General features: G+C 65.4%; 18 protein-coding genes and 1 tRNA gene. 10 read left to right on the top strand and 9 right to left on the bottom strand.

The window, feature by feature from the left end:
* Window positions 1–14: 14 nt before the first annotated feature.
* Both CXR29_RS05785 and CXR29_RS05790 read right to left on the bottom strand, forming a co-directional pair.
* The gene (locus CXR29_RS05785; protein ID WP_127364107.1) at window positions 15–455 is read right to left on the bottom strand and encodes a C45 family peptidase; all 441 of its coding nucleotides are present in this window, start codon (window positions 453–455) and stop codon (window positions 15–17) included.
* Between the two features lie 224 nt (window positions 456–679).
* Window positions 680–1,120 carry a hypothetical protein gene (locus tag CXR29_RS05790; RefSeq protein ID WP_127364108.1) on the bottom strand — a complete coding sequence of 147 codons (441 nt, stop codon included), beginning with the start codon at window positions 1,118–1,120 and terminating at the stop codon, window positions 680–682.
* A 72-nt stretch (window positions 1,121–1,192) separates the two neighbouring features.
* On the opposite strand from CXR29_RS05790, the gene bioB reads away from it, so the two are divergent.
* From bioB to bioD, 4 genes are read left to right on the top strand one after another with little or no spacing between them, the layout of a single operon-like run.
* Window positions 1,193–2,413: a biotin synthase BioB gene (bioB, locus tag CXR29_RS05795; RefSeq protein ID WP_127364109.1), complete on the top strand. Its 1,221-nt coding sequence runs from the start codon at window positions 1,193–1,195 to the stop codon at window positions 2,411–2,413.
* Between the two features lie 13 nt (window positions 2,414–2,426).
* On the top strand, window positions 2,427–3,752 hold the full coding sequence (locus tag CXR29_RS05800; protein WP_127364110.1) for an adenosylmethionine--8-amino-7-oxononanoate transaminase: 1,326 nt from the start codon (window positions 2,427–2,429) through the stop codon (window positions 3,750–3,752).
* Complete coding sequence (locus CXR29_RS05805) at window positions 3,749–4,882, top strand: aminotransferase class I/II-fold pyridoxal phosphate-dependent enzyme (RefSeq protein ID WP_127364111.1); 1,134 nt, start codon at window positions 3,749–3,751, stop codon at window positions 4,880–4,882. The genes CXR29_RS05800 and CXR29_RS05805 overlap by 4 nt, the downstream gene beginning before the upstream one ends.
* Window positions 4,879–5,688, top strand: coding sequence for an ATP-dependent dethiobiotin synthetase BioD (gene bioD / locus CXR29_RS05810; protein ID WP_127364112.1), 810 nt, complete (start codon window positions 4,879–4,881; stop codon window positions 5,686–5,688). The genes CXR29_RS05805 and bioD overlap by 4 nt, the downstream gene beginning before the upstream one ends.
* A 68-nt stretch (window positions 5,689–5,756) precedes the next feature.
* Here the strand turns inward: bioD and CXR29_RS05815 are convergent.
* Window positions 5,757–5,833 (bottom strand) — tRNA-Leu (locus tag CXR29_RS05815).
* A gap of 91 nt (window positions 5,834–5,924) precedes the next feature.
* Here CXR29_RS05815 and CXR29_RS05820 point away from each other — a divergent pair.
* Together CXR29_RS05820 and ppk2 are read left to right on the top strand one after the other, a co-directional pair.
* On the top strand, window positions 5,925–7,211 hold the full coding sequence (locus CXR29_RS05820) for an MFS transporter (protein ID WP_127364113.1): 1,287 nt from the start codon (window positions 5,925–5,927) through the stop codon (window positions 7,209–7,211).
* A gap of 67 nt (window positions 7,212–7,278) precedes the next feature.
* Window positions 7,279–8,181, top strand: a complete 903-nt coding sequence (ppk2, locus tag CXR29_RS05825; protein WP_127364114.1) for a polyphosphate kinase 2 — start codon at window positions 7,279–7,281, stop codon at window positions 8,179–8,181.
* A 135-nt stretch (window positions 8,182–8,316) separates the two neighbouring features.
* On the opposite strand, the gene CXR29_RS05830 is transcribed toward ppk2, so the two are convergent.
* The 5 genes from CXR29_RS05830 to CXR29_RS05850 all read right to left on the bottom strand — a co-directional run bounded on the left by CXR29_RS05830 (window position 8,317) and on the right by CXR29_RS05850 (window position 11,806).
* The gene (locus CXR29_RS05830) at window positions 8,317–9,507 is read right to left on the bottom strand and encodes a TIGR01906 family membrane protein (RefSeq protein WP_127364115.1); all 1,191 of its coding nucleotides are present in this window, start codon (window positions 9,505–9,507) and stop codon (window positions 8,317–8,319) included.
* 71 nt (window positions 9,508–9,578) lie between these two features.
* Window positions 9,579–10,505 (bottom strand): AEC family transporter, encoded by a 927-nt coding sequence (locus CXR29_RS05835; protein ID WP_127364116.1) that lies wholly within the window; start codon window positions 10,503–10,505, stop codon window positions 9,579–9,581.
* 101 nt (window positions 10,506–10,606) lie between these two features.
* Window positions 10,607–10,924, bottom strand: a complete 318-nt coding sequence (locus CXR29_RS05840) for a hypothetical protein (RefSeq protein ID WP_231488480.1) — start codon at window positions 10,922–10,924, stop codon at window positions 10,607–10,609.
* 79 nt (window positions 10,925–11,003) lie between these two features.
* The gene (locus tag CXR29_RS05845) at window positions 11,004–11,381 is read right to left on the bottom strand and encodes a DUF202 domain-containing protein (protein WP_127364117.1); all 378 of its coding nucleotides are present in this window, start codon (window positions 11,379–11,381) and stop codon (window positions 11,004–11,006) included.
* Window positions 11,378–11,806: a YidH family protein gene (locus CXR29_RS05850; protein WP_101555385.1), complete on the bottom strand. Its 429-nt coding sequence runs from the start codon at window positions 11,804–11,806 to the stop codon at window positions 11,378–11,380. The genes CXR29_RS05845 and CXR29_RS05850 overlap by 4 nt, the downstream gene beginning before the upstream one ends.
* On the opposite strand from CXR29_RS05850, the gene CXR29_RS05855 reads away from it, so the two are divergent.
* The 3 genes from CXR29_RS05855 (at window position 11,807) to hrpA (ending at window position 18,307) form a co-directional block, all read left to right on the top strand.
* Complete coding sequence (locus tag CXR29_RS05855) at window positions 11,807–12,412, top strand: DinB family protein (RefSeq protein WP_241241603.1); 606 nt, start codon at window positions 11,807–11,809, stop codon at window positions 12,410–12,412.
* Between the two features lie 204 nt (window positions 12,413–12,616).
* Window positions 12,617–13,939 carry an Nramp family divalent metal transporter gene (locus tag CXR29_RS05860; protein ID WP_241241604.1) on the top strand — a complete coding sequence of 441 codons (1,323 nt, stop codon included), beginning with the start codon at window positions 12,617–12,619 and terminating at the stop codon, window positions 13,937–13,939.
* Window positions 13,940–13,999: 60 nt separating this feature from the next.
* Window positions 14,000–18,307 carry an ATP-dependent RNA helicase HrpA gene (hrpA, locus tag CXR29_RS05865; protein ID WP_127364118.1) on the top strand — a complete coding sequence of 1,436 codons (4,308 nt, stop codon included), beginning with the start codon at window positions 14,000–14,002 and terminating at the stop codon, window positions 18,305–18,307.
* A gap of 44 nt (window positions 18,308–18,351) precedes the next feature.
* Here the strand turns inward: hrpA and CXR29_RS05870 are convergent, their stop codons facing one another.
* Entirely contained in the window at window positions 18,352–18,720 is a 369-nt protein-coding gene (locus CXR29_RS05870) for a hypothetical protein (RefSeq protein ID WP_101555434.1), read from the bottom strand.
* Window positions 18,721–18,844: 124 nt separating this feature from the next.
* Here CXR29_RS05870 and CXR29_RS05875 point away from each other — a divergent pair, with 124 nt between their 5' ends.
* Window positions 18,845–20,437: a peptide chain release factor 3 gene (locus CXR29_RS05875; protein WP_127364119.1), complete on the top strand. Its 1,593-nt coding sequence runs from the start codon at window positions 18,845–18,847 to the stop codon at window positions 20,435–20,437.
* Window positions 20,438–20,446 lie beyond the last annotated feature (9 nt).

Consider the following 20,446-nt stretch of genomic DNA (forward strand, 5'->3'; position numbering starts at 1 on the left):
CAGAGCTCGAGCGATCAGCTGGAGAGGGTGAAGTCGTGTGACTTCTCCGCGATCACCCGCAGGGTGCCTTTGCCGAGGTCGTAGACGCTCTGCCATTGAGTGTAAGCCTGGCGCACATCGTCGAGCAGGCCGACCGCCTCGTTGACGGAAACCTTCCCAGCGGCGGCCGAGAGTGTGTCCGCGCAGGTGCAGTAGCGCCACTGTCCGCTGCGCTGGGCCTCGGACGTCGTGGACATGTGGACGTTCTCCAAGCGCATCCACGGCTGCCCCTGCGGGGGTCGGATGACCTGCATCGTGCCGGCGTCGTATTCGACGACGGCTTTCGCCCCCGTGCCGTCGGCGACCAGATAGTGCAGGCCTGGACCGCCGGTGAAATCGACATTGTGGTCGTCGAAGAGGTCGAGGGCGTCCTCGAGTCTATCCGCGTGGTCGAGCACCATGCGCTGGATGTCCAAGCCGCCGAACCACCGATGAGCACCGATCGTCGACTCAGGGGAGTGGGAGGCGGACTCAGGGGAGTCGGGCTCGATCTCTGATGTGCCATGTGCTGTCCGTCCTTGGACGCAGGGGGCCGAGAGGGCATCGGTCCGATGCAGGTCATCGGTGTGGGGTGAATACTGTCAAAGTCGTTTCGCTCGGCCCGGGCAGGCGATGAAGGCGGCACACCGAGTGCTGCACATCAGGCGCGAGCGAGCTGTCCGAACACGGTGACGAAATCACGCAGGGCTCCTGCGACCCGATAGATCCGCGGCTGGCCGGAGTAGACCCAGTTGTTCGTGATGATCGAGGCGCTGCCGCCGTTCGTCGCCTGTTTGAACTCGGCGACGTCGAGCGTCGCGAGATGGTCCGTGACGAGGCGGCTGCGCAGGTCCGGGCCCATCTGCTTCCAATGGTCGGCGGCTTCGAAGCCGACCTCCGTCCATTCGCCACCGATCTCGCGGTAGGCGAGGGGACGGCAGGGAGCACTGATGCATTCGCCGAGCGGCGGTGCTCCAGAGTCGGCAACATCGCTGTCGACGTCGAGGAGTGCGGCCGGTCCGTCCGCCTCGGCGAGGCGCGGGTCGTCCGTTCCGTCGACGCACTGTGAGTGGTCGCTGACGGTGAGAAGCGCGTAAGTCATCACACCATTCTGCCTGCTCGGGCAACAACGTGGGATTTTGTACCTTCCTGAACAGTGTTCAATAATGGCAATATGGATAGCTATCAAGTACTCGCCGAGCGCGTGCTCGCCGGCGATCCGGCCACCGCCTCCGATGCCCGCACGATCCTGTCGTCGTCCGACGAGGACCTCCTCGACCTTGTCGCCGCTGCCTCCCGGCTGCGCCGCGAGCATTTCGGCAATCGCGTCAAGGTCAACTACCTCGTCAACCTCAAATCGGGACTCTGTCCGGAGGACTGCGGCTATTGTTCGCAGCGCTTGGGTTCCGAAGCCGACATCCTCAAATACTCGTGGCTGCCCAGGGAAGAGGCGAAGCGGCAGGCGGAATTCGGTCTGGCAGGGGGAGCCTCGCGGGTCTGCCTCGTAGCCTCAGGACGCGGTCCTTCGAACCGGGACGTCGAGCGTGTCTCGGGGATGGTCGAGGAGATCAAGACATCCAGTCCCGACGTCGAGGTCTGCGCCTGCCTCGGGTTCCTCAAGGACGGTCAGGCGAAGCGGCTCAAGGACGCCGGTGTCGACGCGTACAACCACAACCTCAACACTGCCGAATCTCTCTACCCCGATATCTGCTCGACTCATACGTTCGCCGACCGTGTCGACACTGTGGACAAGGCGCGTGGTGCAGGGCTCTCCCCGTGCTCGGGGCTGATCGTCGGAATGGGGGAGACGAACGAGCAGATCATCGAGGCCATCGAAGCGCTCAAGGCCGTTGACTCCGATTCGATCCCGGTCAACTTCCTCATTCCCTTCGACGGCACACCGCTCGAAGGAACCTGGACTCTGACCCCGCAGCATTGCCTGCGGATTCTCTGCGCCGTGCGATTCCTGTGCCCGGACCGCGAGCTGCGCATCGCCGGCGGTCGGGAGATGCACCTGCGTACGCTGCAGCCGCTGTCGCTTCATGTGGCCAATTCCCTCTTCCTCGGCGACTATCTGACCTCGGAGGGGCAGGCCGCCGAGGAAGACCTCGACATGATCGTCGACGGAGGCTTCGAGATCGTCGGAGCAGAGAGTGCCGAACGACTGCGTGATGAGCTCAAGGCTCACCGGGCATCCCATCAGGCCGCCTTCGCCGAGGTGGCGCCCGGTGACATGAAGAGCGACGGAACGTCCGCTGAGGCAGCAAAGTCCGCGAGCACCCTGCCGTGCGGCAAACCTCTGCCGACGGCTGGTCAAGAAGCCGACGACTCCGGAGTGATGATTCCGACGATCCGGCGCCGCGGCGCGGGCACAGAGCACGCGCCCAATGTCTGAGGCGGGACAACGGATGCCGACGAGCACGCTCGAGCGCGATTCCGGCCTGCTGTGGCACCCCTACGGTCCGCTCGACGCCGGCGCGCACTTCTCGGTCACAGGCGCAGATGGGCCCTATGTGGAGTTGCGCGATGCTTCGGGATCGGCGCATCGACTGCTCGACGGGATGAGCTCGTGGTGGTCGGTCGTCCACGGATACCAGCATCCGGTCATGGATGCGGCACTGACCACCCAGATCGGATCGTTCTCGCACGTCATGTTCGGCGGTCTCACCCATGAACCGGCCGTCGAACTAGCCGAGCGGCTCGTCGCAGTCACACCGGACGGACTCGACCATGTCTTCCTCGCAGACTCGGGTTCGGTCTCGGTCGAAGTCGCGCTCAAGCTCGCCATCCAATACCAGCTGGCCCGCGGCCGCGACCGCAGGCGCTTCCTTGCCCTCGAAGGTGCCTACCATGGTGACACCACCGGGGCGATGAGCGTGTGCGACCCTGTTGGGGGAATGCACAACGATTTCGCCGGGCTGCTCGCAACCCAGCTGTTCCTGCCTCGTCCGCCGTTGCCGGAGGCATCCGCTTCCGAGGTGCACGAATGGTCGGTCAAGGCTGAAAACCTCGTCGATGCTCACGGGGCAGAGATCGCCGGCATCATCGTCGAACCCCTCTTCCAAGGTGCCGGAGGTATGCGCCCGTATCACCCCGCCGCCCTGCAGTCACTGCGGCGGTTGGCCACCGAGATCGATGCCGTACTCATCGCCGACGAGATCGCCACCGGCTTCGGACGCACGGGCTCTGACTTCGCCTGTCGGGCCGCGGGGATCACCCCGGACGTCATGTGCCTGGGCAAGGCTCTGACCGGCGGCTATCTCACATTGGCGGCGCTGCTGTGCAGTGGAACGGTTGCCGACGTCATCACCACTTCGTCTCACCGGGCGCTCATGCACGGGCCCACGTTCATGGCGAATCCCCTGGCGTGTGCTGCGGCAAATGCGTCGGTCGGCCTCCTCATCGATGACGAGACGAGCGGCTGGGAGCCGGCCATTGGACGGATCTCGCAGGCCCTCGAAACGGGCCTCGCTCCAGCCAGGCGGCTGGATCATGTCATCGAGGCGCGGGTGACAGGCGGCATCGGCGTCGTCGAACTCGACCGCCCGGTCGACGTGGCTCTGACCACGCGCATAGCCTCCGAACATGGGGTGTGGCTGCGGCCGTTTCGGCAGCACATCTATACGATGCCTCCCTATATCTCGACTCCGGCGGTGGTGGACACCATCACGAAGGCGATTGTCGCGGCAGCCGCGGCACACGGGGATGGGTGCGAGTTCGAGGTTGCATCGTGAACGCCCTCTTCTCCCGCCTTTCCGCCGCCGCCGAGCGCCGAAGTACTGCCGGTCTTTATCGCAGTGACCTCGTGCTCGACGGACTCGACCTCGCCTCGAACGACTACCTCGGGCTCTCGGCGCATCCGCTGGTGCGTTCCGCAGCGATCGAGGAGATCGAACGCAGCAGCACCTCGGCCAGCGCATCGCGACTCGTCACCGGGACCACACACGTCCACCACCGATTGGAAGCTGCGCTGGCCGAACGGCTGCGGCACCCTGCGTGTGTGACCTTCTCCAGCGGTTATCTGGCTAATATCGCCGCCGTCACTGCTCTGGCCGGTCCTGATACTCTCATCATCTCCGACGCCCACAACCATGCGTCACTCATCGATGCCTGCCGTCTGGCAAAAGCTCCGACGAGAATCGTCGCCCACAACGACCTGGAGGCCGTTGAAGCCGCTCTGGCTGGTCGTCAGCAGCCAGAGGCGCTTGTCGTCGTCGAATCCGTGTACTCCGTCTTCGGTGACACCGCGGACCTGCCTTGTCTTCTTGACCTCTGCGTTCGTTACGACGCTCTGCTGCTCGTCGACGAAGCGCACGGGATCGGTGTGACCGGCGCCGAGACAGCCGTCGGAATGGGGGCGGCTGCCGCGGTGAGCGAATTCCGCGACCGCCTCGTGGTCACCGCCACGCTGTCGAAAGCGCTCGGCTCCCAGGGAGGGGCTGTGCTGGGAGCCGGTCTCGTCCGAGATGCTGTGGTCAACACGGCTCGCACCTTCATATTCGACACCGGTCTTTCCCCTGCCATGGCGGCCGCAGCGCGTGCCGCACTCGACCTCATCACCGCTGAGCGGGTGGCGTCGATGAAGGCCGCCCGCTCACAACTGGCAGCTGTACTTCATGTGCCGGTCCCGGCCGGTGCCGTGCTGTCCGTTCCCATGCCGAGTCCGGAATCAGGCGTCCGGGCGCGCGAACTGCTGTGCGAGGAGGGGATCCTCGTCGGCTGTTTCCGCCCTCCTTCGGTGCCCGACGGCATCACGCGTCTGCGGCTGACAGCTCGTGCCGGACTCAGTCCTGGGGAGCTGGCATACGCCTGTGAGCGCATTCGGGCGATCACCGAAATCTGCGCTGCGGAGTCGGCGGCATGATCCCGCGCTTTCTGCTCGTCACGGGAACGGACACCGGCGTCGGCAAGACCATCGCCACCGCGGCGCTGGCCGCGGCACTGACGGCGGTTGGGCGTCGAGTGATCATGTGCAAGCCGATCCAGACGGGGCATATCAGGGCCGACGATCCTGCACGTGAGCAGCTCGAATCCGATTACTGCGACGTCGTCACAGAATCCGACGCGGAGGCGGTGGCGCGGCTGACCGGCATCTATACGTTCACGAACACCACCCTCCGCCTGCCGATGGCTCCGGTTCCCGCCGCCAAAGCCGAATGGGACGGGTTCAAGTCGGTCGATGATGAGTCAGCTGGCGCTGTACCATCCGGACCGGACTCCTCAGGGGCCGACAGAGTCTCGAATCTGCCGAGCGCGGCCGAGCATGTGGACTTCATACGTACGGCGCTGGCACGAACCGATGCCGACCATGTCCTCGTCGAAGGGTCCGGGGGAGTCCTCGTCGATTTCGGAGGGCTGACCCTCGCCGACATCGCAGCCGGACTGTCAGAGGGAGAAAACTCGGTCGGTGCCGCCATCGTCGTCCGCTCACGCCTAGGGACTCTCAACCACACTGCTCTCACCGCTGAAGCCCTTGAGAGACGGCGGGTTTCGACCACCGGCATCATCATCGGTTCGTGGCCCGAAAAGGCGTCTCCGGTTGACCGTGACAATTGGGCTGCACTGTCGGCGATGGCGCCTGTCCTCGGAGCGATTCCCGCCGGGGTCGGAGACAGGCTCGATCGGAACGAGTTCACTGCCCGGGCACCTGGGTGGCTGCGGCTGTCCTGATGGCAGAGGCGGTGAAGGAATCAGCCTGGTCGTCACTGTGAATCGTCGCAGGTCAGCTCAAATATCTCTGGTCCCCCCAGTGGGACTCGAACCCACACTGAATCGATTTTAAGTCGACTGCCTCTGCCGATTGGGCTATAGGGGGAAATGCTCAGAACACACCTTATCGGCAAACCCCGGCCACCGCGATCTGAGACGTCCCGCGGACGATCCGGCCACATGGCTAACCTGGAGCGATGACGACGAACGGACCGAGCCGGCAGGCCTGGGTGATCCTCGTCGTCGGTGTCCTCACGCAGATGGCCGCGACCATCGCGATCGCCGGACCCGCCTTCCTCATCCCATACATGCACTCCGACCTCGGGTTCACCCTCACTCAAGCCGGCACCGTCGCGGCCGCACCGAGCTTCGGACTCATCCTCACCCTCATCGCCTGGGGCGCATTCGCCGACCGCTTCGGTGAACGACTCGCGATGACCTTAGGGATCGGGCTGACAGCAGTGTTCTCGGCCGCCGCTGTCCTCGTCGTCGACTCGCCGATCTGGATGGTCATCGTCATCGCCGCCTCCGGTGCTGCCGCCGCCTCCGTGAACTCGGCGTCCGGCCGCGTCGTCATGGGCTGGTTCCCCCGCCACCGTCGCGGACTGGCCATGGGTATCCGCCAGATGTCGCAGCCGCTGGGCACGAGCGTGGCCGCCGTGACCATCCCCGCGATCGCTGCGGCCGGCGGATTCCCCGCCTACCTGTGGTTCGTCGCCGCCGTGACCGGTCTGCTCGCCCTCATCTGCTTCGCCCTCGTCCGCAACCCGCCGGAGCAGTCTCCCACCCGCGCCGAGGTGGACGACCTCGACCGCGCCACCGATCCGACTACGTCACGGATCGGTGGAACCGAACCGGGATCCACCTCGGCGGGGGAGGGGAAGTCCGGCGCCGCCTCGGCGATCAATCCTTACCGCAGCGATTCCTTCCTGTGGCGCATCCACGCGGTCTCCGCGCTCCTCGTCGTCCCGCAGTTCGCGTTCTCCACCTACGGACTCGTCTGGCTCATCGTCGTCCAGGGGATCGGCGCGGGCGCCGCCGGAGCGATCGTCGCGATCGCGCAGATCATCGGCGCTGTCGGCCGCATGGTCGTCGGCGCGCTCTCCGACCGCACGGGATCCCGCGTCGGCCTCATGCGCATCGTCGCCGTCGCCGCCGTGATATTCGTGGTGGCCATCGCCATCCTGTCGCTGACTGAGCTCCCCGCTGTCGCCGCAGTCGTCTTCATCCTCGCCTCAGCCGTCTCCGTGGCCGACAACGGACTGGCCTTCGCCTCGGTGGCCGAAGCCGCCGGACCGCGCTGGTCGGGCAAGGCGCTGGGAGCCCAGAACACGGGACAGTTCGTCATGTCGGCCCTGCTCGGCCCCGGATTCGGTGCCCTGGTGACGGCGTTCGGCTATCCGCTGTCCTTCGGACTCATCGCCATCGCGCCACTATTGAGCGTCGGAATCATCCCGCGACGCGACGTCGATCGCATAACCTGATATTCATCTCTGCGCATTATCGTGCACGAGGCACACCCCGGTGTCGACAGCGAAAGGGAAGGATCTCGTGAACAATCTGTTCCAAGAGAATCTGCGGGAGTACATCGACAAACTCCGCCTCGAAGGATACACCGTCGAGGACAGTCAGACCACGGATCCGCACCTCATCGACCCCATGGGCCGGGCCGTCGAAACTTGGCGGGAAGGGTACCCGTACGACGAACAGATGGACCGCGAAGAGTACGAACTCGAGAAGTACAGACTGCAGGTCGAACTGCTGAAATTCCAGTACTGGGGTCAGGACACGGGCGCCAAACACGTCATCGTCTTCGAAGGTCGTGACGCCGCCGGCAAGGGCGGAACGATCAAACGCTTCACCGAACACCTCAACCCGCGCGCCGCCCGCGTCGTCGCACTCAACAAACCCTCCGACCGCGAAGCTGGACAGTGGTACTTCCAGCGCTACATCTCCCACCTGCCCACGAGCGGGGAGATCGTCATGTTCGACCGCTCCTGGTACAACCGGGGCAACGTCGAGAGAGTCATGGGATTCTGCACCGACGGCGAATACGAGACCTTCATGGAACAGGCTCCCGTGTTCGAGAAGATGCTCATCGACTCCGGAGTCCACGTCACGAAGTTCTGGTTCTCCGTGACCCAGAGAGAGCAGCGGACCCGGTTTGCGATCCGTCAGATCGACCCGGTGCGGCGGTGGAAGCTCTCACCGATGGATCTCGAGTCCCTCGATCGCTGGGACGCCTACACGGAGGCGAAGGAAGAGACGTTCCGCCGCACGGACACCGACCACGCTCCGTGGATCACGATCAAGAGCAATGACAAGAAACGCGCCCGCCTCAACGCGATGCGCTACTTCCTCAACCAGTTCGACTACGAGGACAAAGACCCGTCGGTCGTCTACGAAGCCGACCCGCTTCTGGTCCGCCGCGGCCGCGACGCCGTCGACGACTGATTCCGGACAGAAATTCGGCCGGGTGGAAGGGGAAAGACCACCCGGCCGGAACCGTGGAGCGGGGCTGGAACCCGCAGTGATGCGCAGTCACGCGCAACTGAGTTGCCCGAACCGAAGTGCCGGGCAATGGACGAATCAGACTTCTGCTTCGGCGTCCTTACGTGCCTTGCGCAGCGCCCGGCGCTTCTTGAAGCCGGTGAAGCTGAGCAGGAAGAGGATGATCGCCAGGAGCACGAACAGTCCGCCGCCGGCGATGCCCGAATCGACCCAGAACTGGGGCGGGAACAGGCGGATGAGCGAATCATCGGCGTAGAACTCCCAGGTCCCATCGGCGAAGAACACCTTGTGGAATCCGCGGAAGAAGCTGTCCCAGCCGAGCACTGCGACGACGGCGACAGCGGCCATGAAGATGATGCTGAAGATCGACCCCAGACGCACGCCCGCGTGGATGCCCGATCCGTTCTTGCGGCACATGTAGATGCCGAAGAGCACGGACCCGATGATCCCGACGAGAGCCACAAGGTAGAGCAGCGAGATCAGACCCTTGACGTCAGCCATGTGGCCGAGCTCGTCGGAGATGAAGATCGGCTCCCCGTTGGGCATGATGATATCGGCGAGGTAGCGCCGGGAATCGAAGTTGTGCAGGTAGTCGATGACATAGGTCCCGTAGTGCTCACGGTCGGCGGCACTGAAACCGAACTGATCGGCCGGGAACCCGGGCCGGAAGTACTCGAATTTGAGGAAGATCCCCGAGGCGACGAAGCGCACCCCCAGGGCCAGCAGGACGAAAGGGGTGGCGATCATGATCCAGATCGTGCCGATGACATCGAGCACCGACCGACGGCGCTCGGGCACGTCGGGGTCGCGGACATCGGTCGACGTCGCCGCCCTCGACACCGCTGCCCAATCGGCTTCGCTCATCACCGCGGTGCGCGCATTCTGAGGCACCTCGCGGGTGGCCCCGGCATCGGTCGAGGCTGATGCCCCGGCAGTCGATGCAGCGGCGGCCGAATCCGTGCCGGCGGACTTCTGCGCAGCGTTCTGCTCGGCGGCACGCGTGCTCGCGGTCGCGGGCTGGGAGTGCGGATTCGTCGAATGGGCGGGAGTCACCCTCACCGGACCCGTCGAGGGCTTCGCGTCCGCGGAATGCTTCGGGGCATCCTCTGCGATGGGATCCGTGATCGGATCGAACGCTTCGGTGTCGGTCGAGGGATCATTGGCCGCCTCCAGAGGGGTCTGCGACTGCTTATCGGCAGCACTGGCAGACCCTGAACTCATCCGCCTGCTCAGGAGGTCTTCGGTCTCGTTCTTCTCGTCTCTGGACACATCCCCATTGTCAGCGACCACCGGGTCCAAGCGGGGGAGGACACGCCACGGCGTCCGATTTCACCGGGTCGCTAGCCGAGCAGGGCGGCGACGATGACGAGAGCCGGAACGGACAGGACCGTGGTGATGAACACGGCATCGCGCATGAGTGCCTCGGATTGTCGGTATTGCATCGAGTAGATGTAGACGTTCTGTGCGGTCGGCAGGGCCGAGGTCACGACGATGGCGAACAGGTCGATCCCGGAGTAGCCGAGCAGGGGACCGCCGATGGCCCAGGCGATGACCGGCTGGGCGATGAGTTTCGTGCCGGTGATGTAGCTCAGCTGTGCGCGGCTGCCCTTGACGGGGATTCCCCATCCGTCCTTGAGTGAGATTCCGAAGGCCAGCAGGGCGCCCGGCACGGCCGTGGCGCCGATCATGTCGATGGGTTCGAAGACGAACCGCGGCAGTTCGAAACCCGTCGCCGAGGCGGCCACTCCGGCTGCGGCACCGAGGACGATGGGATTCTTGAGCACTTGGAGGATCGCGGAATACCAGTGCGAATCATGCTGCTTCTTCCCGGCCCCGTCGAGCACGGCCATGCCGATGGGGGCGAGGACGAGCAGCTGGAAGAGCAGGACCGGGGCGACGTAGCCGATGTCATGGAGGACATAGGCGGCGATCGGAATGCCGAGATTGCCGATGTTGACGTAGCTGGTCGCCCACGCGGAGAACATCGCTTCCCCGGTGCTGCGTCTCCGGATCCACTTGGTGAGGACGAAGAGGGCGGCCCCGACGATGAGCGCCGACCCGCCGGTGGCGAAGAGGGCGGTGTTGAAGATCAGCCCGAGGTCGGTATCGGCGACGGTGACATAGAGCAGAGCCGGGGTGCCGGCGTAGAAGACGAGCTTCGCGATGACCTGCTGGCCGTGGGGTCCGAGAACACCGGAGCGGCCGAGGATGAACCCGACCAGAATGACTCCGGCGATGACGGCGAAACCTTCGAATACGGCCAGCATGGGCTGTTCGGGCCCTCGCTTCCTGCGTCAGGGTCGGTCGGTGTCAGTTCGGGACGGTGTGCCGGTCCGGGAAAGTCGGGGTCAGCGTCGGACGGTCGGGGTCAGTCCGCCTCGGCGATATCGGAGACGACATAGGACGCTGCGGCGCTGACCGCACTGACGGCGAACACGGCCGGCCACGCACCGATCTTCTTCGCCAGGGGATGGGAGGCGCCGAACCCGCCGAGGTAGGCCACGCTCAGTCCGGTGGCGGCCGGCCAGCCCTTCTTCACATACCAGGAGCGGGCTGCGTAGGCGCCTGCGGCGGCGAGGACGACTCCGCCGAGGGGGCGGATCCCGGTCTCGCGGGCGGTGAGGAAACCGCCGATGAGGCCGACGGCGACGAGCGGGGCGGTGGAGACTTCGCGTGCATCCTTCATACGGACCAGTTTAGGCGTGCAGGTCATCGGCTCGGACGGCGGTCTCATAACGAGGAACGCCGATGCGGCGTCTTGATGATCACAGCAGTGAGATCTTGATGACCGAGGCGATGCTGATGACCGCGATGAGGCACACCGAGGCGGTGAGGAAGGCCGCGGCCCAGGGAGTCGGGCGGCTGCGTTCGGCCTGGATCGAGACAGAACCGAGCCGGTAGCGCCTGACCTGCATGGACAGTGCCGCGATGGCCAGTCCGATGCACACGACGAAGACGGCGACCGACCAGCCTCCGAAGACATGGATGAAGCGCATGAAGATGAGACTGACGACGGTCATGGTCAGACTCGTGCGCAGCCATGACTGCGTGGTGCGTTCGGGCTGCAGGCCCGGATCGGGGTGCGGCAGCGGCCGGGGCCGACGAGGTCCCGGCGGGCGCGGTCGCGGAATGCGAGGACTCATCGCAGCAGGCCGGCGAACACCAGGACGAGCAGACCCGCACCCAACGCCGAGGCGAGGCTGACGATGGGAATGATGAGCGGCAGCGGCAGGGAGGTCTTGCGCCGCATCGCCGATTCGATGCGGTGCCAGCGGAACGCGGCACCGGCGGCGAGGATGAACCCGATGACCATGAGCACGATCGACAGGGTCGCCCGCAGACCGGTCGAGAAGATCTCCGAGGTGAAGGCCTCGACGGCGATGCCGCCGCCGATGAAGGCCAGGGCGGTGCGGATCCAGGACAGGAAGGTCCGTTCGTTGGCCAGGGTGAATCGCGGATCGGGGTCGACGCCGTCGGGGAAGACCCGACGGGCGATGCGGCTGCGGGAGTCCTGCGAAGAATTGTTCTCACTCACCCTTCGAGGATAGCGGTAGACGGTGTGCGGCATGTGTGGAACCCTGAGCTCATGGGCGACGACGAGTCGATGAAGTCCTTCCTGCAGCAGTCCCTTCACCGAGGCCGGACGAACCTGCGGTGGAAGCTGTCCGGACTCGACGAAAGGTCGCTGAGGTGGCCGCGCACCCCGACCGGCTTCAACCTCCTCGGCGCACTCAAACACATGGCGCAGGTCGAGATCGTCTACTTCGGCGACACCTTCGGCCGCGCCTGGCCGAATCCCGACGAGCTCGTCACCGACGCCGACATCGACCTCGACCCACAGGCCGACTGGTGTGCGACCGAATCCGAGACGACCGAATATCTGCTCGACCTCTCCTCCCGAGTCGCCGATTTCGCTGATGAGACCATCGAGTCACTCAGGCTCGATTCGCCGGGGCGGGTGCCGCATTGGCCGAATGGCCGCGACGAGACCACCCTGGGACAGATCATGGTCCACGTCCTCGTCGATCTCACCCGGCACGTGGGCCAGATCGACATCATCCGGGAAGGCTTCGACGGTGCCGCCGGACTCTCCGAGGCGGCTCCGAACCTGCCGCAGGACTTCGATCAGGATGCGTATCTCGAACGCCTGGCCAGCATCGCCGACCGGTTCTGAGCAGGAACGCTGCGCGTCATTCCGAGGCGGACCGTCGTGAGAGGCGACTGGTGATACGCCGCTGAGACGAAAGCGCGGTTGTCACCTATCATGACTGAGGAAATACGGAGACCGCTGCGTCGCCGGTGTGTGGGAGAGCCTGATGAGCGACCCCCGACCACATCGTGAGACTGTGCGCGGCCGAAGACGAAAGCGAAAGACACCATGAGTGAGCAGTCGAACGGTTCCGGCCCCGGCGACGCGGGTGATGCGGAGACCGTCTCGGGAATCGAAGAGGCCTCGGGCCCGGCCAAATGGAAGGTCATCGGTCCCGGCCTCGTCGTCGCGGCCACGGGTGTCGGAGCCGCCGATATGGTGGCGACCCTGGTGGCCGGCAGCCAGTTCGGCTACGGACTGCTGTGGGCGGTGATCGTCGGCGTCATCCTCAAGATCGTTCTCGTCGAAGGCGCCGGCAGGTTCAGCCTCGCGACCGGTAAGACGATCTTCGAAGGCTGGCGATCGCTCGGCCGCTGGACCACATGGTATTTCGGTCCCTACATCATCATCTGGGGCTTCGTCTACGGGGCCACCGCGATGAGCTCGGCGGCACTGCCGCTGGCCGCGCTCTTCCCTGGGGTCAACCTGACAGTATCGTCGGTGCTCATGGGCCTGGCCGGCTTCGCCATGGTGTGGTTCGGCCGTTACGCCGTGTTCGAGAAGATCACCGCCGTCCTCGTCGGAATCATGTTCATCACCGTCGTGGGGCTGGCGATCATCGCCGCCCCGAACATTCCCGACATGCTCACCGGTCTGATCCCGATCATCCCCGAGGGCGGCGTGATCTACACCCTTGCGCTCGCCGGAGGAGTCGGCGGCACCATCACGCTGGCCGCCTACGGCTACTGGCTGCGCGAGAAGGGCTGGCACACCCCGAAGTGGATGAAGGTGATGCGCATCGACAACTCGATGGCGTACGTGATGACCGGCATCTTCGTCATCGCCATGCTCGTCGTCGGTGCCGAGGTCGTCCGTGCCGCGGGAGTCTCGATCTCCGCCGAGGACAAGGGGCTGCTCGGCCTCGCCGACGTCCTCAAGGCCCGCTACGGCGAGGTGGTGGGCATAGGATTCCTCGTCGGCTTCTGGGCCGCGTCCTTCTCCTCGATCATCGGCGTCTGGAACGGTGTGTCCCTGATGTTCGCCGATTTCTGGGGGCATATGCGCAAGAAGCCGGGCGGGCACCCCGACACCCTGACCGGCGGCAAGTACTTCAAGTTCTATGTGCTGTGGCTGACGTTCCCGCCGATGCTGCTGTTCATCCTCGGCAAGCCGATCGGGCTGATCCTCGCCTACGGCGTCCTCGGTTCGCTGTTCATGCCGTTCCTGGCCATCACCCTCCTCGGGCTGCTCAACGGCAAGAAGATCCCGAAGGAATGGGCGAACAAGCTGCACACGAACGTCGCCCTGGCGATCACCGCACTGCTGTTCATCATCCTCGGCATCCGGCAGCTCTACTCGGCGCTGGCACCGCTGTGGGGCGGCGGAAGCTGACCGGGGCTCTGCCCGGTCGTCTGCCTCTGCTGTGGGGTTGCCGCTAAGCTGGGAGACGCAATGGCAGAACAGAACCCGACCCCGTCGACCACTCCAGCGAACACGAATCCGGGACGGCCGCCTCGGCGCGGGAAGAACGGACGTGGGCGTGCGTCTCAGCGACGCAGAACCACGGCAGCGCACCACCAGCAGCGCCGGGCCCGACTCAAGGACGCCCGCGCGGCTCATCCGGTCACCGTCTCCTACCCCGAGGATCTGCCGGTCACCGCGGCGAAGGACGAGATCGCCGAGGCGATCCGGGACAACCAGGTCGTCATCATCGCCGGTGAGACGGGATCGGGAAAGACCACACAGCTGCCGAAGATCTGCCTCGACCTCGGCCTCGGGATCGACGGACTCATCGGCCACACCCAGCCTCGGCGCATCGCCGCCCGGACCGTGGCCGAGCGCATCGCCGACGAGCTCGATGAAGAACTCGGCAGCACTATCGGCTATCAGGTGCGGTTCACTGCGCAGGTCGCCGACTCCACCCGGGTGAAGGTGATGACCGACGGCATCCTGCTCTCCGAGCTCTCCCGGGACAAACTGCTGCGCGACTATGAAGTCATCATCATCGACGAAGCCCACGAACGCAGCCTCAACATCGACTTCCTCCTCGGCTACCTCAAGGAAGTCCTCGACAAACGTCCCGATCTCAAGGTCATCATCACCTCGGCGACGATCGACCCCGAATCGTTCTCCGCTCACTTCGACGACGCTCCGATCATCTCCGTCGAAGGCCGCACCTTCCCCGTCGAGGTCCGGTACCGGCCGCTCGGGGACGATCCTGCCGATGACGATGTCGACGGTCCCGGCGAATCCGGGAACTACGAGACCGGAGTCGAGGAGCAGACGGATGGAATCATCGCCGCCGTCGACGAACTCGCCGCCGAGGACCCCGGTGACATCCTCGTCTTCCTCTCCGGTGAACGCGAGATCCGTGACACCGCCGATGCCCTGACCGACCACCTGCGCAGACGCCCGCGGATGAGCAGCTGGGAGGTCGTGCCGCTGTTCGCCCGACTCTCGGCCGGCGAGCAGCAGAAGGTCTTCCAACCGCATTCGCGACCTCGCATCGTCCTGGCCACGAACGTCGCCGAGACCTCGCTGACGGTGCCCGGAATCAAATACGTCATCGACGTCGGCACCGCCCGCATCTCCCGCTATTCCAATCGCACCCGAGTGCAGCGACTGCCGATCGAACGGATCTCCCAAGCCAGTGCGAACCAGCGCAAGGGCCGCTCGGGGCGCACCAGCGACGGTATCTGCATCCGGCTGTACTCGCAGGACGACTTCGAGTCGCGGCCCGAATTCACCGATCCCGAGATCCTGCGCACGAACCTCGCCAGCGTCATCCTGCAGATGGCCTCACTGGGATTCGCCTCGAGTGATCAGGAGATCCTCGACTTCCCGTTCCTCACCCCGCCGGAGGCCAGAGCCGTCCGCGACGGACGCACGATGCTCACCGAACTCGGGGCGCTGACCAGCGACTCTGCCGGGAAGATCCACGTCACCGAGATCGGTCGGAAACTCACCGTGCTGCCGATCGACCCCCGCTTGGCCCGGATGGTCATCGCCGGCGCGGAGGCCGGCTGCGGGGGAGAGGTCACCGTCATCGTCGCCGCACTGTCCATCCAGGACCCCCGGGAACGACCGGCCGAATTCCGCGCCGCAGCTGATGACAAGCACGCCCGGTTCACCCACCGGGGCAGTGATTTCCTGTCCTACCTCAACCTGTGGAACTACCTGCAGAGCCTGCAGGCGGACATGGGATCCTCGAAGTTCCGTCGGCGCTGCAAGGACGAGTTCCTCAACTTCGTACGCATCCGCGAATGGCAGGATCTCGTCGGACAGCTGCGCTCCCTGCTCGGCTCCGCAGGGATCAGGATCGACAAATCCGTCTGGCGGCCGGGCGACGACGCGACGTCCGACGGGACAGACCTCGACGGTGACGGCGGCAAGGCGAATCCTGCTGAGTCCGGTGACGGTTCCGACCGTGGTCAAGGCGGTCGCAGCGGTCGTGGTCGTCAGGGCCAGATTGCTCGTGGCGATCAGGACACCCGCGGCGGTCGGGGCGGAGGACATGCTCAAGGCCGACGCGGCGCGAACGGCACAATCGGATTCGCCGAACTCAGCGCCGCCAAACGCAGCGCGAAGAAGCGAGGAGCGACCGGGCCGGCCGGGGACACCGGGAAGCAGGTCGCGGCCGCGAAACTCGACCCGCATGCCGCCGCCATCCACCGGTCCCTGCTCACCGGTCTGCTGACGATGATCGGTTCACGGTCGGAGCGGCACAAGGACTATCAGGGTGCGCGCGGCACACGCTTCGCGATCTTCCCCGGATCCGGACTCTTCAAGGTCAATCCGGACTTCGTCATGGCCGCCGAACTCGTCGAGACCTCCCGCCTGTGGGCACGCACCGTGGCCGCGATCGACCCGGACTGGGTCGTCGAAGCCGCCGGTGATCTGGTCACCCGCCGACATTCCGACCCGCACTGGTCGACGAAGGCCGGCGCGTCGATGGTGTACGAGAAGATCTCCCTCTACGGGGTCACACTCGTCAGCGACCGCCGTGTCGGCTACGGCACCATCGACGCCGAGGCCGCCCGGGACGAGTTCATCCGCAAGGGTCTCATCGAAGGCGACTGGCACGAACGCTTCGGCTTCCTCGACCACAACGCGGCCGTCATCGACGAGGCCGAAGATCTGGCATCGCGGACACGGAACCGTCGGGTGCTCGACCAAGACGATGCCCTGTACGAATTCTTCGCTGAACGGATTCCGGCGGGGATCACCTCGGCGGCGGATTTCCGGGGATGGTGGAAGAAGCAGAAACGACGGGACGCGCACCTGCTCGACCTCACCACCTCGGTGCTGCTCAGCGACGACAGCGAGGAACTGACCGCCTCGGTGGCCTCGGACTTCCCGATGGAATGGGAACTGACCGATGGCTCGCGGGCGAAGCTGCGCTACTCGTTCGACCCCGGCAGCACCGAGGACGGGGTGACCGTGGAAATCCCCGCCGAGGCGGTGCCCGCGGTCGACGCGGACGAATTCAGTTGGCAGGTCCCGGGCCTGCGCGAGGAACTCGTCGCCGCCTATATCCGGTCGCTGCCGAAGAACAAGCGCCGCTACTTCGTTCCCGCTCCCGACGTCGCCCGCGAGATTCTGCCGGCGCTCACCCCGTACCAGGGCAGCCTGCCGGAGGTGCTCGCCGCGTATCTGAGCGAACGCGCAGGCGGGGGAGGGCTGAACGACCTCGTGCCGATCACGGTCACCGCCGACGATTTCGACCGATCGCGGATTCCCGCTCATCTGAGGCTGACCTTCCGAGTCGTCGATGGAAAGAAGACCGTCGGACTCGGCGAGGACCTGACCGCGCTGACGACGAAGGCCACACCGCAGGTGCGCAAGGCCCGCCAGAAGCAGAGCGCGTTCACCCCGAAGACGGGGCTGACGGACTGGTCGTTCGGTGAACTGGCCGACCCCGATCAGGCCGCAGCCAGCGTGATTCCGGGGCTTGCCGACCGTACGAATTCGGTGGACTTGGTTGCCTTCGACACCGCTGCGCAGGCACGCCTGGCCACGCGAGAGTCGATCATCACCCTGCTGGGCCGGCACACTGCTGATGCTCTGAAGTACCTGCAGGACGGGCTGACCACTCAGGAGAAGCTCATCCTCGCCGGTCATCAGAAGACCGCCGACGAGCTGCTGGTCGGACTGATTCGAGTGGGGATCCGCGGACTCGTCGCCGACCGGTTGGGGCCGGCCGAAACGTCATGGGTGGCCACCGCCGATGAGTTCGCACAGCTGCGCAAGGACGTCGACGCCGAGCTGCCGCTGACCTGTTCGACGCTGCTGCCGTCCCTGATGAAGGCGCTGAAGGCGGCGACCGAGCTCGACAAGCTCGTCTCGAAAGCCTCCTCGTTGGCAATCCTGTCGAACCTCGCCGATGTGCAGGCGTGGAGGGCCTCCCGGACGACGGCAGGCGCCATTGCGGCGATGACTCCGCAGACGCTGCGCGAGCTGCCCCGCTGGGTGCAGGCCGAAGTGGTGCGCATCGGCGGAATGCAGGACTCGCCGATCCGTGACAAGCAGCTCATGGATCGAGTCACCGGCTGCAGCAGCGATGTGGTCAAGAAGATCGGCAACCGCTTCCCGGCACTGGCGAAGGCCGAGTGGTCGCAGCTGATCGTGTCTCTGCCCACCGAGTGGGTCGAGGTCGTCGTGATGGCCGAAGAGCTGCGCGTCTCACTGTTCGCGAACTCGCTGGGCACAGCACATCCGGTGTCGGAGAAGCGCATCGCGAAGGCTCTCGCCCAGCTCTGAGCAGACCATTTCTCACCGGCAGCTGCCGCCGGGGCCCGCGAACGTCAGACGTCGGCGAAGAAGCCGCTGAAGAGCCACCACAGCGGCAGAGCTCCGGCGGCAAGAAGGGTCGCGACACTCCACCAGAGGCGCCACTTCCACGTGCGACGGCGGGTGCCGATGAAGAGGAACGCGAGATAGAAGATGAGGCAGAAGGCTCCCGAGAGGCTCAGCAGCACCATTCCGGCCGCCTCGCCGCCGGAGGTGCCGAGATCGAAGAGGTACTTCGTCGTCTGCGCTATCTGCCAGGAGAACCAGATCGCCGCGCACAGCAGCGGGACGCCCAGGACTCCCGCGACGATGAGCGGCAGGGCCTTGAGCCACCGTTCCTTCGGCTCCGAACGGCCAGCATATTCGACGAATTCCTCAGACATCGCCCCCAGCATATGGGCCGATTCCGACAGGACGCTGGACGCAACGCTGACCGGCGGACCCGGCCTCGGCCACTGTGACTGAACGGACACGCCGGAGCGGGGCGAAGAACGATAGGATATTGCGGTGACTTCTGGCCAGTATTCCGACAAGGACATCCGACACGAGGCGTCCCGCCGCCGCACGTTCGCTGTCATCTCGCACCCCGACGCGGGCAAATCGACGACCACCGAGGCGCTCGCCCTCCACGCCCGTGCCATCGGCCAGGCAGGAGCCACCCATGGCAAGGCCGGTCGCCGTGCCACGGTCTCCGACTGGATGCAGATGGAGCAGGACCGCGGAATCTCGATCTCCTCGGCTGCTCTGCAGTTCGAGTACCGCGACGCCGTGTTCAACCTCGTCGACACCCCCGGCCACGCCGACTTCTCCGAGGACACCTACCGTGTGCTCTCCGCCGTCGACTGCGCCGTCATGCTCATCGATGCCGCCAAGGGCCTCGAGGCGCAGACGATGAGGCTCTTCGAAGTCTGTGCCCACCGCAAAATCCCGATCATCACGGTCGTCAACAAATGGGACCGTCCCGGCCTCGACGCGCTCGAACTCATGGACGAGGTCCAGCAGCGCACCGGCCTCCTGCCCACCCCGATCACCTGGCCCGTCGGCCAGTCCGGCGACTTCCGCGGAGTCCTCGACCGCGCCAGCGGCGAGTACACGAAGTACACCCGCACCGACGGAGGCGCCACGATCGCCGGTGAGGACACGTACACCCACGAGGCGGCTGCCGACCTCGAAGGCGATGCCTGGACGACCGCTGTCGATGAGTCCGATCTGCTGGAGATGGAGGACCAGAACCATGACCAGGAGACCTTCCTGGCGGGCAAGTCGACCCCGGTGATGTTCGCCTCGGCCGTGCTCAACTTCGGCATCCACAAACTCCTCGACCTCCTCGTCGACCTCGCCCCAGCGGCAGAGGCACGCCTGGACAAGAACGACGAACCGCGTCCCGTCGACGAACCGTTCTCCGGTTTCGTCTTCAAGGTCCAAGCCGGAATGGACTCGAACCACCGCGACCGGCTCGCCTACATTCGCGTCTGCTCGGGAGTCTTCGAACGCGGAACCGTGCTCACCCACGCCAGCACCGGCAAACCCTTCGCCACGAAGTACGCTCAGCAGGTCTTCGGCCGCGACCGTGACGTCGTCGACGAAGCGTTCCCCGGCGATGTCGTCGGATTGGTCAACGCCTCCGCGCTGCGCGTCGGTGATTCCCTCTACCTCGACAAGAAGGTCGAGTTCCCCGGAATCCCGACGTTCTCTCCCGAGCACTTCATGGTCATTCGCGCCAAGGACTCCTCGAAGTACAAGCAGTTCCGCCGCGGCATCGAACAGCTCGACCACGAAGGTGTCATCCAGGTGCTGCGTTCCGATCTGCGCGGTGACCAGGCGCCCGTGCTCGGGGCGGTCGGCCCCATGCAGTTCGAAGTGGCCGAAGACCGGATGACCAACGAATTCAACGCTCCCTGCACCCTGGAGCGTCTGAACTTCTCCCTCGCCCGACGCACCACAGCCGAATGCGTGCCGACCCTGGCCCGGGAGCGCTCGGTCGAGGTCCTCCACCGTTCCGACGGAGAGCTGCTGGCGCTGTTCTCCGACCGGTGGCGGCTGCAGGGCGTGCAGAAGAACCACCCCGACCTGGTCCTCGAACCTCTGGTCGTCAGCTGAGACGAACGC

Source organism: Brevibacterium linens, from assembly GCF_003999335.1.
Taxonomy (GTDB): domain Bacteria; phylum Actinomycetota; class Actinomycetes; order Actinomycetales; family Brevibacteriaceae; genus Brevibacterium; species Brevibacterium linens.